Consider the following 16,719-nt stretch of genomic DNA (forward strand, 5'->3'; position numbering starts at 1 on the left):
GATGATTGACGAAAAAGAATTGCCGAAAGATTGGGAAATTGTTGCATTGGGAGACATCGTGGAAAAAATGACCAATGGTGCTTCTGTTCAGCAGTTTGAGGAAAAAAATGGTTACCCAATATCCAGGATTGAAACTATATGGAATCAAACGATAGATTTAGACCGAGTAAAATATATCAAAGAAAATGATCCTGCATTTGTAGAAAAATATGCGATTCGGGAAAATGATATTTTATTTAGTCATATTAATAGCGACCCCCATTTGGGTAAAACTGCTATTTTTAAATTAAAGAATTTCACTTTAATCCACGGTATAAATCTTCTTTTAATTAGAGCGTCACAAAAAGTGTATGCTGACTATCTCAATTATCAGCTAATTTATTTGAGACGAACAGGGATATTTGCGCGAATTGCACAAAAATCTGTAAATCAATCCTCTATAAACCAAGCTAAATTAAAGAAACTTGAAATTATTCTTCCACCATTAAACGAACAGTATCGGATAGTAGAAAAAATAGAAGAATTATTTAGCGAACTGGATAAGGGAATTGAAAATTTAAAAGCTGCACAGAAACAACTTAAAGTTTATAGGCAGGCTGTTTTGAAATGGGCTTTTGAAGGTAAGTTGACAGATGGTAATGTAAAAGACGGGGAACTGCCGGAAGGATGGCAGTTAAAACGAATTGCCGATATGGCAGATGTTAATCCAAAGATACCCAATAAAGGATCGATACCTGATTCAATGGATGTTCAATTTCTACCAATGAAATTAGTAGAAGAGGTAAGTGGCAAAATAAATTTGACTGAGTTGAGGCTATATGGCGAAGTGAAAAAAGGATATACGCCTTTTATAAATGACGATGTAATTTTTGCAAAAGTCACGCCCTGTATGGAAAATGGTAAGATAGCCGTAGTAGATAAATTAAGAAATGGTATTGGATTTGGTTCGTCAGAATTTCATGTTATTCGCTCTAAAGGAGAGGTAAAAAGTCAATATCTCTTTAATTTTCTTGTTCAAGAAAGATTTAGGAGCGAAGCGGAGAATTCAATGACGGGTGCAGTTGGACTGAGGCGTGTTCCTAAACAATTTATCGAAAATTATTTACTCCCAGTACCGCCTGATAATGTGCAGGACTTGGTTATCCAAGAAATCGAAAGCCGCCTAAGTGTCTGCGATAAAATAGAAGAAACTATAACTAATAGTCTGCAACAATCCGAGGCATTAAGACAAAGCATTTTGAAAAAAGCTTTTGAAGGTAAATTGGTAAAGGCTGAAATTAAATCGCTATATAAACCCAAAAACACCTATTTCTATCAAATGCAGTTGTTAGGTATAGTTGCGGCCGCGTCAAAAGAAAAGGGTATTAACCATGGAGAAATGACCATTGCAAAGTATGCTTATCTATTAGATAAAGTCTATCAGATACCTACTTATTACGATTATAAACGATGGCATTTAGGGCCCTACCCGCCTGAGATAAAAAAAGCCATTAACAATGCTAAGTTTTTCACAAAAAAAAACAATGCGATTGAAGTTAAAGACATAGATACTTTAACTAAATATACTTATCCTTATAGCGATAAATTAAAGGATGCTGTTGATGACCTATCAGATATTTTTGCAAGATATACAGGTAATGAAAGACCGCATCAAATTGAGTTATTAGCAACTGTGTGTAAAGTAATAGAAGATATACAATCTACTGATTTGAAGACTATCAGAGCATCAATGACTGAATGGAAGATCGATTTGGCGACTACTCGCTTTAAAAATAAGGCAGAAAAATTTAGTGAGGAAGAAACCGAAAAATGTTTGAAACTGATTAATAATAAAGGCTGGCATTTAAAGCTCTTAAGAAATGAATAAGTTTATTTGGGCTACCATTTTAGCACCTTTGTTAATAGCAATAATCTATGGTGCAATTTCTCTTACATCTATCCCCACAAATAATTACACTATTTTAATAGCTTCAGCAGGAGTAACAGCAACTTTATATTTAGGATTAGTGAAATATTGGATCGATTCAGACGGAATGTTTAAGTCACTGTTTATTGAATTCAATTTACGGTTTGATAAACTTAATGAAGAATTGAACAATGTAGCTGAAGGGAAGCCCCTTACAGGTGAGAAGACGTCTGAGCAAATTATTCAAGATTATTTAAATTTATGTGCCGAAGAGTATTATTGGTTTAAGAAAGGCAGAATACCGAAAGCCGTGTGGATTTCCTGGTCTGCCGGAATTAATGATTATATAGTTTTGCCGCCAATTCGAACCTTTTTCAAGAATCAATTGCCTTATAAAGACTCTTACTATGGCTTTTTAAACTTTGTAGAAGATAAGCTATAGGGAATAATGCTACAATTCGGTGTTACGATCCAAAAACTAAACCTAATATATATCATGGAATTAAAACAGTTACCACATTTTTTTAATAATAAGGTGTACACTATCCCAGATTATCAACGGGGTTATAGTTGGGCACCAAAGCATGTTAACGATCTTTTGACTGATATTTCAAATGCTATTTTACTTGATAAGCCCCATTATGTAGGTACAATATCCCTACACCCACAAAAAGATAAGGTAAAAGTCGGTGTAAATAACTTCATAAATTATCATGTTGTCGATGGACAGCAGAGATTTACTACGCTAATATTAATTCTGTCATATATTTTAGGTCAATTATCTAATAGGGAAGAGACGAAAGAGGATGCTGAAGAAAAGGTAAAAAGTTATCTTAGAAATAGAGATAGTTATATTTTTAGATACGAAATTGACAAAGTGAGTGACGATTATTTCAGATCAGTAATTCTTGAATTGGAAAGAAAAACAACACTTGATGAAAACCTTTATACCAGGAACCTTTTAAATGCCAAAAATACAGTCAGAGATTTTTTTAAAAGCAATAACTCTACAGAGACTTTATTAATTTATTTAAATGCAATTGAAGAAAAGTTGGTTTTTAACGAATTTCTTTTATCAGATGGAACAGAAATTGGGGTCGTTTTTGAAACTATGAATAATAGAGGAATCGACCTGACCAACCTGGAAATTGTAAAAAACCGACTATTGTATCTAATTTCAAAAGTTCCTAATACAGATGACACAGAATCAGAGCTGTTAGAGTTGAGTGCACTTATTAATAAAAAATGGAGTCATATTTTAAAAAATCTAACATTGCCAAATAAGGTATTAGATGAAAATACTTTTTTAAGCAATCACTGGATAATATATAAGGGTTGGACTAAAGACAACACTACAAGAAAGGATATTTTAGAGCGCCACTTTACCATAAATGAGATGATTAAGCATCCTGATAAAATGGCAAAAGAAATAAGAAAATACATAACGTCCCTTTCGGAAAGCTCCCTCGCTTGGCGACATTTGAACTATCCTGAAGAAAGTGGTGCTTTTTCCCAGATTAAAGATATAGAAATACGGAACGATGTTTCATACACATTGGGTAAATTGAATCGTCTAAGCAATAGCACAGTTAGACCTTTAATCTTGGCTTTTTACCCTTTGTTGGAGCATAATCCTGCTTATGTTTTACAATTGATCAAACTTGCCGAAATATTTTCATTTAGGCTTTTTTCAATGAATAAAAAGCGGTCCGATACTGGGAAAAACGATATTTATCGTCAGTGCCACAATTTCCATATAAACGTTACGAATGAAAAATATCAAAAGTATGCCTTATTCTTTTTGGCTTGGTACATTGAAATACATGGCGATTGGAAACGATTTGAATTAGAGAAAGATGATTTGTTTAATTCTCATAGAAAGCTCGGATTTTATAGTTGGTCGGGGCTTTCTTACTTCCTATATGAATATGAAGAAAGTTTAAGAAAGGGACAGTCCTTGAAGGTGGAGTACAATTTCGCCAATCAAACCACTAAGAGTATTGAACATGTCTTGCCCCAAACACCCACCAAACCTTATTGGGTAAATGTATTGAAAGGTCTTTCATCAGTAGAAAAGAAGCAATTAACACATTGCTTGGGTAACTTGCTTTTAATATCTTCTGAAAAAAACAATCAATTAAAGAACAGTGAGTACCCGTTAAAAAAGGAACATTATAAAGTTGGATCTTACAGTGAAAATAATTTAGCTAAGCACAATATTGATTGGAGTAAAGATGAAATCAATAAACGAAATGATACATTGTTAAAATTTATTAAGAAACGCTGGCGCTTCGACGACAATTTTTGGAAATTATATCCTAATCCTTTTAATGAAGATGGTATTACAGATGAAACAGAAGAAGATTTAGAAATATTAGCGGAAGACGGATTAATTGATTAATCTATATCAGGTCGAATTACATTTAAACAGATGGAACCGAAATGTTTAAATACCATTAAATAACATACTATAAACTAATGACATCATCGGCAATAATATCCAAAGTTTGGTCTTTCTGTAACACATTACGTGATGACGGAATGAGTTATCAGGATTATTTGGAACAGTTAACCTTTTTACTATTCTTAAAAATGGCTGATGAGTATAGTAAGCCGCCTTATAAACGGCCACTACCTATACCTAAAGAGTATCAGTGGGATAGCTTAACGTCAAAACGAGGGGCAGAACTTGAACTACATTATTCTATTTTATTACGTGAGTTAGGGCAACTAAAAGGTGTATTAGGGCAAATATTCACCAAGAGCCAGAACAAGATACAAGATCCAGCAAAACTGTTTAAGCTCATAGACATGATCCATCGCGAAAATTGGGTGATGATGGACACTGATGTTAAAGGTGATATATATGAAGGATTGCTGGAGAAGAACGCTGAAGACACTAAAAGTGGTGCCGGGCAGTACTTTACACCTCGCGCATTAATAAGCGCGATGGTGGCGTGTATTCGCCCCGAACCAAATAAAACCATTGCCGATCCAGCGTGTGGCACTGGAGGATTTTTTTTAGCGGCATACGACTTTATTGCCAATGAAAAAAACTATAAGCTCGATAAAGAACAGAAGCAGTTTCTTAAGTATAGTACCTTTTACGGGAACGAGATTGTAGCAGGGACCCGGCGCATGGCTCTCATGAACTTGTTTTTACACAACATTGGTGATATTGATAGCGATAATAACATTTCACCAGCGGATGCCTTGATAGCGCAGAGTAGTATTACTTACGACTATGTTTTGGCTAATCCGCCATTCGGAAAAAAGAGCAGTCAAACATTTACTAATGAAGAAGGTGAACAGGAGAAAGAGGACTTAACTTATAACCGTCAGGATTTCTTTGCTACCACCAGTAACAAACAGCTAAATTTTGTTCAACATATACGTACTATGCTCAAAACAACCGGGATGGCAGCGGTAGTGTTGCCTGATAACGTTTTGTTTGAAGGTGGTGCAGGTGAATTAGTGCGCAAGAAGATATTAGAAACTACAGATTTACATACTATCCTGCGTTTGCCTACAGGTATATTTTACGCAAATGGAGTAAAGGCAAATGTGGTTTTCTTTGATGCCAAACCATCCGCAAAAGATCCGTGGACAAAAGAGATATGGTATTATGACTATCGTACTAATGTACACCATACGCTTAAAAAGAACCCGCTTAAGCTTGATGATTTACAAGATTTTATAAATTGCTATCAACCGGGCAATCGACACACTCGGAAAGAAACATTTAATGCCGAAACCAATCCCGAAGGACGTTGGAGAAAATTTGGCTACGACGAGATTGTAAGCAGGGATAAAACAAGTTTAGATATAACATGGCTTAAAGATAAATCTTTAGCCGATCTGGATAACTTACCCGACCCTGATGTATTGGCCAATGATATTCTGGAAAATCTTGAAGCAGGGTTAGAAAATTTCAGATCAATTATAAAACAATTGCAGTAGAAAAAGGCTATTATAACATCATCTATCCATAAACCGCTAATTTATTTCAAAATGTCTAAAGCCTTTATTTCATATAGTCATATTGATGAAAGAATACTTGAACGCTTACATGTGCACATGGCTGTACTAAAACGGGCTGGCAAGATTGTTTCATGGTTTGACAAAGAAATTTTAGCTGGTGGTAATCTTGATGCGAGTATCAGCAGCGCATTAAGTAATTCAGATATATTTTTAGCGATTGTAAGTCCTGATTACCTGAACTCTCAGTATTGCTATGAAAAGGAGTTTCAAGAGGCATTAAAAATGCAGGATCGTGGTGAAATAATAATCGTTCCCATTATTGCACAACCGTGCGATTGGAAATCTTCTCCATTTGGAAAGATGAAGGCGGCACCCAAAGATGGTAAGCCTATAAGTGAATGGACTAATGAAAATGTCGCATACCTAAACGTTATTGATGAATTGAGGCGATTAATAGATGCTAAACAATTCCCAGGCAAATCTTTGAATGTTACCAAAGTGCCTGTTCAAGTACCTTCAAAAAATTATAAAGTAAAACGTGATTTTACCGAAGTTGACCGGTTGAATTTTAAAGATGAATCATTTGAGACAATAAGGAAGTACTTTAAAGATTCATTAGAAGAAATAAACGGAGTTGAGCAAATTCAAGCTCGTTTTGTTGACGATGACAAAAAATCGTTTACTTGCCTTATATCAAACCGGGCGAAAGCAGATAGTAAAGGCTATATAACTGTTTTGACTTCAGCCAGTAGTGCTTTTGGCAGATCAGACCTTTCATATTCGTTAGCTGAAAAACCGGCCTCTAATGTCATTCAGTTAGATAAACTTTTTAGCATCGAACAAAGTGACTATGAACTTTTTTGGTCATTCAGAAGTATGTATGGTTCCCAAACAAATGAAGTCTTAAGTGCAAAAAAAATAGCAGAAAAACTATGGATGGAATTTATTGAACAAGTAGGAATTAGTTATTAAAATCGGCCCGTTCTACTTAAGGCAAGCCCTGAATTCTTTAATCCCTAATAATTTAAACCATAACTCAGCCTGCAATACCAAAAGCCAAGTACTATTCAAGTTAAGATTTGATTCTATGAGGATCAATTGAAAATTCTTGTCATCTTTACTGTTTAGCATTTTTATTTTATGATGGTACCTTTTGTGATCAATGTCATCAGGATAAGTATAAAGATCACAATGTAAATAAAAAAAAGAATCACTTAATAAATGAAGGATGTAAAACCGTTCATTAATTATTAAGTGTACAAACTCTTTTTCTTCAGGTTTCTGAAAGGAACTCCTTAAGCTCATTGCAGCTGATAAAATTGATTAGTTACCAATTACCAACCCGCAAAAAAAGTTATGGCGCGGGTTATTACCTATCCGGATTAGAGGTACTGGTATACCTAACAAACGAATAAGCAAGCCCACGCCAAAGCGTGAGCGTTGCGCTTATCCTCTCGTTTGTTTCAAAAATTACCAGTTTTCTAATCCGAGACTCTATGCGAACGCAAAGCATTCAAATATTTTTATATAGCTACCGCCATATTGGATATGAAGGTAGTAAAAAAAATGGAGATCATCCTATTTGGTTTACTCCCATCTATATCGAACTGATCATTTTGATTTCCTTTTGTTGTACATAATTGCTTAAAACTTCCAGCACTGCTTTTTTATCTTGTATCGGTAATCGCTGTAGACGCTCCACTACATTCTCTATTTCTTCCGTCGGATCGGCAATGTCAAACATGTCACCTGCAAGGTCTTCATATCTTACGGCAAGTGCTTTGCTTAGCTTTTTGATAATGGTTATCGTAGGTTTAGTGATGTTCTTTTCGTATCGTGTAATTTGCACATTGGACATATCTAATGATGCTGCTAACTGCATCTGAGTCAGGCCATTTTTAAGCCTTAGTTTTTTAAGACGCTCTCCGAAATTTTCTTCCGGATCCCTTGAAATTTCATCAAATTTCATGTGTTGTAATTTTATGTAAAGTTCTTATCTTGCTAATTACAATATATACATAAGTATCTGATTGTCAAATATATAAAAAAATATATTTAAATATACAACAAAGTGTATCTCATGTGTGAGAGTCACCGAAATGTATTATTATGCCCGGTAAGAATTTCGTTACAAATTTAAAAACAACGGTATTATGAATGACAAAAAAAACATTAAAAATCCAGGAATTCTTATTTGCGCTGGCATTTTTTATATCAAGGTTAGTGATCTTCATTCCTTCTTCTCCCTTCCCCAAAACGTAGTTAAATCGGTTGTTACTGAAGGATTAACTGACCGATTAGTATTTATCGATCAACAACATTGGGTAAATTATGATCACCTTCCTTTACATATAAGGGAAATGCGCAGTTTTCCAACCAAGACAGACTTATATAATTTTTACAGGCAGAACGGTGGAAAGGCCGCATTTCAGGAATATGTAATAAGTATGATCAAGGAGGAGTTAGTAACAATCGCAGATCAATCGCATATACACTCGCTTCTTTTTGTTAAGAGAACAAACGGAACCGGAAATTTCCCAACGTTAAAAGCCTGTCGAACTTACTCTTTATTTGTGAAATTAAAGGAGCATACTATGCTGTCGATGACAATTAAGTTCCTACTTTATCTGGCAATAGCTGATGAAGAGTTTTTGTTTGTGACCCGTTCGCAAAGTGCGTTTCATAGCAAATTTTATAAATTTTTAAAAATCGGAATTGATACGTTTATTCATAAAAACTGTCTGAATGATAACGCACGAAAAGCTAACAAGAAAGATAGGGATTTTTTATTGGCCTGCTATGAAAATGGCCAGAACTTAAGCTTTAACGAGATCGTAAGAAGGTTAAATGCGAAAAAGATAGCCAGGGGGGAAGAACAACTGTTATCCAGATCAACTGTGAGACGTTTATTGTTGAATGACCCTCTTTACGGCGTTGCCACACTCGCTCGCGAAGGTTCTGAGGGTATTGCAAAAACAATTGCTCATGCCGATAGGCAGCCCGCTCGCTTTGCCGGCGATCTCTACCAGATTGACGGTACCAGATTTAATGTGTTGTATCAAGATGACTCAGGAAAAGTAAGCTTTTTGTGTATGGTGGTTGCCCTTGATGTGTACTCTAAAAAAGTGGTTGGCTATTCACTGAGTGCAACCGAATCATTTGCCAATTACATGGCAAGTATAAGGATGAGCGTTAAAAATACAAAATTCCTTCCTGCAGATATATTAACTGATAATTTTTCATCGAGTAATAATGTCAAGTATAAAGAATACGTGCAAACGCTCATGTCATTGGGCACATCAGTTTCTAAACACAAACCTGGAAACCCTCAGGCTAAAGGTAGCGTAGAAAACTGGTTCCACATTTTTGGTGATATGTATCTGAAAAGTGTAAAGGGGTATTTAGGCGATGGGATTAAATGCCGGAAAAAGGGTGGAAAGCCAAATAGTGATATGATTGCCGAAGCACGGAAGAGGAAGAATATCCGAACCGAAGCGGAGCTCGCTGCTGTTTTTTCAGAGGCCATTATCAAATATAATTCTACTTATGTATTTAAAAAATCAACGCCTAACACCCTGTTTGCTGAGTGCTTTGCGCAGAATGTGATTCCTTTGGACGATGATCTTTTACCTGTTGTAATGCAAGAAAGGGGTACGCGGACGATCCAGTTCAATTGTATTGATATATTTAAAGAGGGCATTAAATATCAATATATGATCTACGACAAAAGCTTTTTCTTTAAGTACTTAAGAAAAAAGGTAGTCATCCATTACGAAAAGTATAACCACGATGAAATTCTTGTGTATGAAATGGGTGGGTTGCAAATTATTTTACGACTGAAACTGCATAAAAAAATCGTGGAGGCAGCCGTCAACCGGAGCCCCCAGGATAACATAGAATTGTATGAGTATGCGGAAAGACAGAAAAAATGGGAATGGGATCTCACTGAAGAGGTTAAGGCCTTTAAAAAACTAATAAACCATGTCCCTATAGAGGCAGCCCATTACAAGATTGATGCAAAAGAAGTAATTGAAACTGCTGAAGATGCACTGATACAAAAAGAGATCGATGCATTAAACGTCAGCAGACCCAAACAACGTCCGAAAAAAGAAATAGCTGTTTCTCGCCACAAAACGGTGAAGGTAAAATCAATATCCAAGAGGGCATCAAAATTGATGATGGAAGTGAGAGAATCCTCGGAAGAGCTTGTGATTTCCTTTAATGATATGTTCAGGGTTGAAGGGTCCATTAAACTTTTGGATTAATATGAAATACAATTTTGACCCGAATGATTTTGATATGGAAAAGATTATCAAGATCAAAGATGAACTGCATTTAGAAACTTCAACTTTTTTGACTATAACAAATGCCTGCGAAGATGCTTTGGCTTATTCAAGCATGATCGGTATATTGGGGGATACCGGTAATGGCAAAACCAATGCATTAAAATATTTTAGTCGTAACCGTTCAAACGTCTATTATGTAAGGGGGCTTAAAAGTATGACAGCTAAAAGTTTCTTTCTCCATATTATGGAAGTGCTGGGAATCCGAAACCGATACACGGATGCCAATCTTTACAATTTGATCAGGAGTATCGGCTATTATCTTAATTCCTTTGAATCTAACGTGCTTCTCGTTTTAGATGAAGCAGGACGTTTGAGCGATAGCATACTGATGCATTGCCACGATCTGCGCAACGAAACAAACGAAAACGTAGGAATTATTTTTGCTTCCCCTCATTATTTAAAGCTTTCTCTTGAAAAACTGATTAAAGCAAACGTTAGGGGGATACCAGAACTTTATGGACGGTTTGAACTTTGGATCGAGGTTGAAGCCCCCCTGGTTGATGAGCAGGCACAGTATTGCATCCATCGCGGCATAAAAAATCGGGCGTTAATAGAGGCTCTTGTATTTGAAAATCAAAGTTTCAGGAGCTTGGTTAGCAAGGTTAGGAACTTTGGGAAAAAAGCGATCAGATATAAAAAACGAAGTCAGGATGTCCCGGAAGGATAGATACTTTCAATCGTATTTTATAACTGATTTTTGTATAAAGCCCGCATCTTTTCTTACTGCGAAATTCTCACGTTCGCTTCACCAGTAAAGCGCTTTCACGGCATAAATTCTCCTTCGTTTTCCTCTGTCCGATTTATTCCATGTCACTTGACAGGCTCGCTACACTATTGAGATTGGTTGCTTAACAAAAGAATGGTGCCGTTTTCGGGTGTATTTTTAACTAACTAATTGTCAGGTATATAGTTGTATCAATTTGTTTGGTTAACATGACTCATTTTGTTTGAACCGACTCAGCTAAGGTGCATTGTAACTGCTTGTTTATTAGCGGTTTTTGTCGGGGTGAGAATTTCAAAAAATCTTCAAAAAACATAAAACAGACCCGGCTAAAAATTGTTGAAAACTTTTAGTGGGGGAAAGTGGTAGAAAGTGGTAAAAGTATTTACTTTTACGTTACAAAATTGCCCAAGTCATACAATGTCGTTTTTAACCGGTGAATTTGAGTGTAAGCTTGATCCTAAATTTAGGATGATGATACCGGCTGGCCTTAAAAAAAAGCTTCCTGAACTGGAATCTGAAGGCTTGGTGATCAATCGCGGGTTTGAAAAATACCTTGTCATATACACTAAAAAGGAATGGGATAAACGACTTGAAGAACTGAGCAAACTTAATGAATACGAAGAGGATAATATAGCCTTTATACGATATTTTACCCGTGGCGCCACCGAGCTTATGCCTGATGCTGCCGGCAGGGTATTATTACCAAAGTTCCTCTTGGAATATGCGGGTATCAAAGGCGATGTGGTGTTGGCTTGCCAGTTAAATAAAATTGAGGTTTGGGATGCTGAAGCTCACCGTAAGCTGATGGATGATGAGCCGAAAAGCTTTGGTGCATTGGCAAAAAAGGTGATGGGTAATAAAAGTAAGGAGCAGGAATGAGTGAGTACCATGTACCGGTAATGCTGAAGGAATGTATTGATGGGCTGAATATTGATCCGGATGGTACTTATGTGGATGTGACTTTTGGCGGTGGAGGGCATTCGCGCGAGATTTTGAAGCATCTGGGACCTAAAGGAAGGCTAATCGCTTTTGATCAGGATGCTGATGCGCAACGGAATATAATTGATGATGAGCGTTTTGTCTTTGTAGATCAGAATTTCAGGTATCTCAAAAACTTTTGCCGTTTACACGGAGCTATTCCTGTAAATGGCATCCTGGCCGATTTGGGTGTGTCATCGCACCAGTTTGATGAGGCCGACAGGGGGTTTTCCATCCGGTTTGATGCCGAGTTGGATATGCGTATGAACCAGTTGGGCGAGCTAACTGCGAAGGATGTGGTAAATAATTATTCTGTTGCTGATTTGCACCGGATTTTTGGCATTTACGGAGAAATTCAAAATGCCAAATCACTGGCCGAAACTATTGTGACCGCAAGGTTAAATACATCGATAGTGACTATCGCTGATTTGAAAAATGTGATCAACGCACGCATCCCGAAAGGAAAAGAAAATAAATACCTGGCACAAGTGTTCCAGGCATTAAGAATAGAGGTTAACCAGGAGCTGGAAGCATTAAAAGAGTTTTTAATGCAGTCGGCAGAAGTTTTGGGTGTTGGCGGCAGGCTGGTGGTCATGTCATACCACTCGCTTGAAGACAGGCTGGTAAAAAACTTCATTGCCAAAGGTAAATTCAGCGGCGAGGTGGAGAAGGATCTTTATGGAAATGATAATAAACCGCTTGATGCTGTAAGCCGCGGGGCTATAACAGCATCTGCAGATGAGATAACTAAAAATAACAGGGCACGGAGCGCTAAATTAAGAATAGCTGTAAAAAAATGACCAATCGTTTACGTACAGAAATTCAGGAGGAAGAAGAAGTTGAAGAAGTAATTGAGGAAAGGCCTGCAAGGGAATTGCCTGATAACTTTTTTACGCAGCTTTTTACCAAAGGCTTTCTCACTACTGAGAGAGCTACCAGTGCTTTGCCCTTTGTTTTGTTTTTGGCTTTTTTGGGTATGGTGTACATTGGTAATATGCACTATGCCGAAAAATCGGTACGTGAAATTGATGCGCTTACCAAAGAGGTTAAGGAGTTGGGCTGGGATTATAAATCGACCAAGGCCGATATGGCATATAAAAGTACGCTTACCGAAGTGGCTAAACGTGCGGATACATTGGGCCTGAGTCAATCGGTTGACCCGCCGGGAAAAATAACAGTGAAGGAGGTTGAAGATGGGAATTAGGACTAACATACTGGCCAGGGTTTATTTAGCCTTCGGGCTTGTTTTGCTTTTGGCTATTGCCGTTGTGGTTCAGCTTTGCCGGCTGCAGTTTGTACAGGGCGATAAGTGGAAGGCTATGGCTTCTGATCTTTCGGCACAATACCAAACTGTTGAGGCTGCAAGGGGTAATATTTTTTCCGTTGACGGAAGTTTGTTAGCTACTTCAGTACCAGAATATGAGCTGCACATGGATATGCTGGCAAGCGGTATTGCCTCGGATACAGCGTTCAATAATAATATTGACCTGTTAGCTGCGAAGCTATCAGGTATGTTTGGTGACAGATCGGCAAGGGAATATTCGCGCGTATTTCGTGAGGCCCGCAAGGATAGCTCACGCTATTTGCTGATCAGGCGTAAAGTATCATACCAGGACCTGAAAAAAATTCGCCAGTTCCCGGTATTTAACATGGGTAAATACAAAGGCGGGCTGATCGTTATTCAAAAAAATAAACGGATCCTGCCGTTCCAGTCGCTGGCTGCCCGTACTATCGGTTATAAAAATGAAAACGTAAAGAACCCGGTTGGTTTGGAAGGTGCTTATTCATCATATATTAATGGTGAAAGCGGCAGGCGCTTAATGCAAAGAATCCCGGGCGGTATTTGGATGCCGGTTGACGATGATGATGAAATAGCGCCTAAAGATGGTGCTGATATTATCTCAACCATCAATGTAAACTTTCAGGATGTGGCGCAGGATGCATTGAAAAAACAACTGGTTAAAAGCGCGGCCGATCATGGTTGTGTGGTACTGATGGAAGTATCAACCGGCGAGATCAGGGCGATTGCCAATTACACCCGTACTAAAGATGGTGATTACAGGGAGCAGATGAACTATGCTATCAGTAACGCTATCGATCCGGGATCGACCTTTAAGCTGGCATCGTATATGACCATGCTCGATCAGCATAAGATTGATACCAGTACCATAATTAATGCCGAAGGCGGCAGATATAAATTTCCGAAGGGGCCAACCATTACTGATACCGAGCACGATAATTATGAAATGTCGGTTAAGCGTGCCTTTGAAGAATCATCAAACGTGGCTGCGGCAAAATTGGTTGATAAATTTTACCATAATAACCCATGGCAGTATATCAATAAATTGTACAGCTATCATTTGAATGAAAAGCTTCAGTTACAGATTCCCGGCGAAGGCAGGCCGGTAATTAAAAATCCATCAAACCGCAGCTGGAACAAAAATTACAGTTTGCCTGAGATGGCTTATGGTTATGAAATGAACATTACGCCGCTGCAAATGCTGGCTTACTATAATTCGGTGGCTAATAATGGTAAAATGATAGCTCCGCTGCTGGTTCGTGAGATCAGAAGGTTGGGTAACCCTATCGAGCAGTTCCAGGCCAGGGTGATCAATGAGCAGGTATGTTCGGAAGCTACGCTGGGTAAAGTACGTGGTATGCTTGAAGGCGTTGTACTTAATGGTACAGGCAAAAATGTTATTAAAAATAAGCTTTACAGCGTAGCCGGTAAAACAGGTACGGCGCAGGTAGCAAACGGTACCAAGGGTTATAAGGATAAAAAATACCAGGCCTCATTTTGCGGTTATTTCCCGGCCGACCGTCCTAAATATTCGATGATCGTGGTGATTAATAACCCGACGCAAGGCGATTATTTAGCGGCCAAGGTAGCCGGTCCGGTATTCAGAGAAGTGGCAGACAGGGTTTATGCTAACGACTTGGATATTAACCAAAGCTCACAGGCACGTTATGTAGGTAATACTGTTATGCCGCAGGTAAAACAGGGCAATATGAAAGCCCTGAAAAAAGTTTATTCAAAACTGGGCGTTAAACCTTTGTATGCATCGGCCAATAGTACGGTTGATACCAGCAACGGGATCCCGTTTGAGGAAGTAAAATATAAAAATGGTACCGTGCCATCGGTAACAGGCATGGGACTTAGCGATGCATTATATGTAATGGGTAACGCCGGTTATAAAGTAACTGTACGCGGAAGCGGTATAGTTACCAACCAGTCAGTTACCGGAGGGAGTGCTATACCAAAGGGGTCACGAATTTTAATAGAACTGCAATGAGGTATTTAAGCGATGTAATTGATGGACTGGCCTTCACTGAATTGCAGGGAAGCGCTGATGTGGAGATAACGGCAATTGCTTTTGATTCGAGAAAGGTGATTCCCGGGGCGATGTTTGTTGCTGTAAAGGGAACTCTTGTAGACGGGCATGATTATATTGACCAGGCCATTAAAAAGGGTGCCGTAGCAGTAATTTGTGAAGATCTTCCGGCGCACACAACCGGCGAAGTTGATTTCCTGATGGTTGCCGATTCGGCTGTAGCCTTAGGTATTGTAGCCGCCAATTTTTATGATAACCCATCGGCGAAGTTAAAGTTGGTAGGTGTAACAGGTACTAATGGCAAAACAACTATTGCTACGCTGCTTTACCAATTATTCCGCGATTTGGGTTATAAATGTGGTCTGCTGTCAACCGTCGAAAATCAGATCAACGGCAAAGTGATCCCATCAACCCATACCACACCCGATCCCGTGGAGCTGAACAGCCTGCTTGCCGAAATGGTGGATAGCGGTTGCGATTACTGCTTTATGGAGGTGAGTTCTCACGCCATTTCACAAAGGCGTATTGAGCGACTGATGTTTGCGGGAGGAGTATTTACCAATTTAACGCATGATCATTTAGATTATCATAAAACTTTTCTGAGGTATTTGAATGCTAAGAAGGAATTTTTTGACGGCTTATCTAAAGATGCTTTCGCACTAACCAACAGTGATGATAAGAATGGTAATGTGATGTTGCAGAACACCTCAGCGCATAAAAAAAGCTATGGCCTTAAAACCATGGCCGATTATAAAGCTCGCATCCTGGAAAACCAGTTTAGCGGTTTGCTGCTGCAAATTGACGGCGAGGAAGTGTGGTTTAAAATGGTGGGTACATTCAACGCCTATAACCTGTTGGGAGTGTATGCTACCGCGATGCTGTTGGAGCAGGATAAAGCGAAGGTACTTACCAGCTTAAGCAAACTGACTGGTGCCGAAGGCCGCTTTGAATACATAACTGCCGCTAACAAGGTGGTAGGTATTGTTGATTATGCTCATACCCCTGATGCTGTACAAAACGTATTGAGTACCATTCATGATATCCGCAAGGGTAATGAAAAGGTGATCACTGTAATTGGCTGCGGTGGTGACAGGGATAAAACCAAGCGCCCCGTCATGGCCAAAACCGCATGTGAGTGGAGTGATAAAGTGATCCTGACATCGGATAACCCGCGTACCGAAGATCCGGCGCAGATCATCAAAGAGATGGAAGAGGGTGTTGATCCGGCATTTAAAAGACATACAGTAAGCATCATCGACAGGCATGAGGCTATTAAAACAGCCTGTATGCTGGCTAACCCAGGTGATATTATCCTGGTAGCAGGTAAAGGGCACGAAAAATACCAGGAAATAAATGGGGTGAAAAACCACTTCGATGATATGGAAGAACTGGAAAGGCAATTCCAGGACTTGGTATAACCATCAACTAATTGATAGAGAATAAAAGGAATTA

General features: G+C 38.4%; 13 protein-coding genes. 12 read left to right on the plus strand and 1 reads right to left on the minus strand.

Going from position 1 to position 16,719, the window contains the following annotated elements:
• Position 1 precedes the first annotated feature (1 nt).
• The 5 genes from MusilaSJ_RS19280 (at position 2) to MusilaSJ_RS19300 (ending at position 6,859) form a co-directional block, all read left to right on the plus strand.
• Positions 2-1,867, plus strand: coding sequence for a restriction endonuclease subunit S (locus MusilaSJ_RS19280; RefSeq protein ID WP_274986487.1), 1,866 nt, complete (start codon positions 2-4; stop codon positions 1,865-1,867).
• Positions 1,860-2,348: a hypothetical protein gene (locus MusilaSJ_RS19285; RefSeq protein WP_274986488.1), complete on the plus strand. Its 489-nt coding sequence runs from the start codon at positions 1,860-1,862 to the stop codon at positions 2,346-2,348. Before MusilaSJ_RS19280 ends, MusilaSJ_RS19285 begins: the two co-directional genes overlap by 8 nt.
• Before the next feature lie 54 nt (positions 2,349-2,402).
• Positions 2,403-4,307: a DUF262 domain-containing protein gene (locus MusilaSJ_RS19290; RefSeq protein ID WP_274986489.1), complete on the plus strand. Its 1,905-nt coding sequence runs from the start codon at positions 2,403-2,405 to the stop codon at positions 4,305-4,307.
• Between the two features lie 77 nt (positions 4,308-4,384).
• Positions 4,385-5,866, plus strand: a complete 1,482-nt coding sequence (locus MusilaSJ_RS19295) for a class I SAM-dependent DNA methyltransferase (RefSeq protein WP_274986490.1) — start codon at positions 4,385-4,387, stop codon at positions 5,864-5,866.
• A gap of 51 nt (positions 5,867-5,917) precedes the next feature.
• Complete coding sequence (locus MusilaSJ_RS19300) at positions 5,918-6,859, plus strand: toll/interleukin-1 receptor domain-containing protein (RefSeq protein WP_274986491.1); 942 nt, start codon at positions 5,918-5,920, stop codon at positions 6,857-6,859.
• A gap of 625 nt (positions 6,860-7,484) precedes the next feature.
• Here MusilaSJ_RS19300 and MusilaSJ_RS19305 read toward each other — a convergent pair.
• On the minus strand, positions 7,485-7,856 hold the full coding sequence (locus tag MusilaSJ_RS19305) for a helix-turn-helix domain-containing protein (protein ID WP_274986492.1): 372 nt from the start codon (positions 7,854-7,856) through the stop codon (positions 7,485-7,487).
• 184 nt (positions 7,857-8,040) lie between these two features.
• Between MusilaSJ_RS19305 and MusilaSJ_RS19310 the strand changes: the two genes are divergently transcribed.
• The 7 genes from MusilaSJ_RS19310 to MusilaSJ_RS19340 all read left to right on the plus strand — a co-directional run bounded on the left by MusilaSJ_RS19310 (position 8,041) and on the right by MusilaSJ_RS19340 (position 16,685).
• A complete protein-coding gene (locus MusilaSJ_RS19310; protein ID WP_274986493.1) occupies positions 8,041-10,152 on the plus strand; it encodes an integrase catalytic domain-containing protein in 2,112 nt (703 codons plus the stop codon).
• Between the two features lies 1 nt (position 10,153).
• On the plus strand, positions 10,154-10,900 hold the full coding sequence (locus MusilaSJ_RS19315) for an AAA family ATPase (RefSeq protein WP_274986494.1): 747 nt from the start codon (positions 10,154-10,156) through the stop codon (positions 10,898-10,900).
• A 474-nt stretch (positions 10,901-11,374) separates the two neighbouring features.
• Positions 11,375-11,836, plus strand: coding sequence for a division/cell wall cluster transcriptional repressor MraZ (locus tag MusilaSJ_RS19320; RefSeq protein ID WP_090529909.1), 462 nt, complete (start codon positions 11,375-11,377; stop codon positions 11,834-11,836).
• The gene (rsmH, locus tag MusilaSJ_RS19325; protein ID WP_274986495.1) at positions 11,833-12,735 is read left to right on the plus strand and encodes a 16S rRNA (cytosine(1402)-N(4))-methyltransferase RsmH; all 903 of its coding nucleotides are present in this window, start codon (positions 11,833-11,835) and stop codon (positions 12,733-12,735) included. Before MusilaSJ_RS19320 ends, rsmH begins: the two co-directional genes overlap by 4 nt.
• Positions 12,732-13,139, plus strand: a complete 408-nt coding sequence (locus MusilaSJ_RS19330; protein WP_274986496.1) for an FtsL-like putative cell division protein — start codon at positions 12,732-12,734, stop codon at positions 13,137-13,139. Before rsmH ends, MusilaSJ_RS19330 begins: the two co-directional genes overlap by 4 nt.
• Positions 13,129-15,228, plus strand: coding sequence for a PASTA domain-containing penicillin-binding protein (locus tag MusilaSJ_RS19335; protein WP_274986497.1), 2,100 nt, complete (start codon positions 13,129-13,131; stop codon positions 15,226-15,228). The genes MusilaSJ_RS19330 and MusilaSJ_RS19335 overlap by 11 nt, the downstream gene beginning before the upstream one ends.
• Positions 15,225-16,685 (plus strand): UDP-N-acetylmuramoyl-L-alanyl-D-glutamate--2,6-diaminopimelate ligase, encoded by a 1,461-nt coding sequence (locus MusilaSJ_RS19340; RefSeq protein ID WP_274986498.1) that lies wholly within the window; start codon positions 15,225-15,227, stop codon positions 16,683-16,685. The genes MusilaSJ_RS19335 and MusilaSJ_RS19340 overlap by 4 nt, the downstream gene beginning before the upstream one ends.
• Positions 16,686-16,719 lie beyond the last annotated feature (34 nt).

The sequence above is a fragment of the Mucilaginibacter sp. SJ genome (assembly GCF_028993635.1).
GTDB lineage: Bacteria > Bacteroidota > Bacteroidia > Sphingobacteriales > Sphingobacteriaceae > Mucilaginibacter.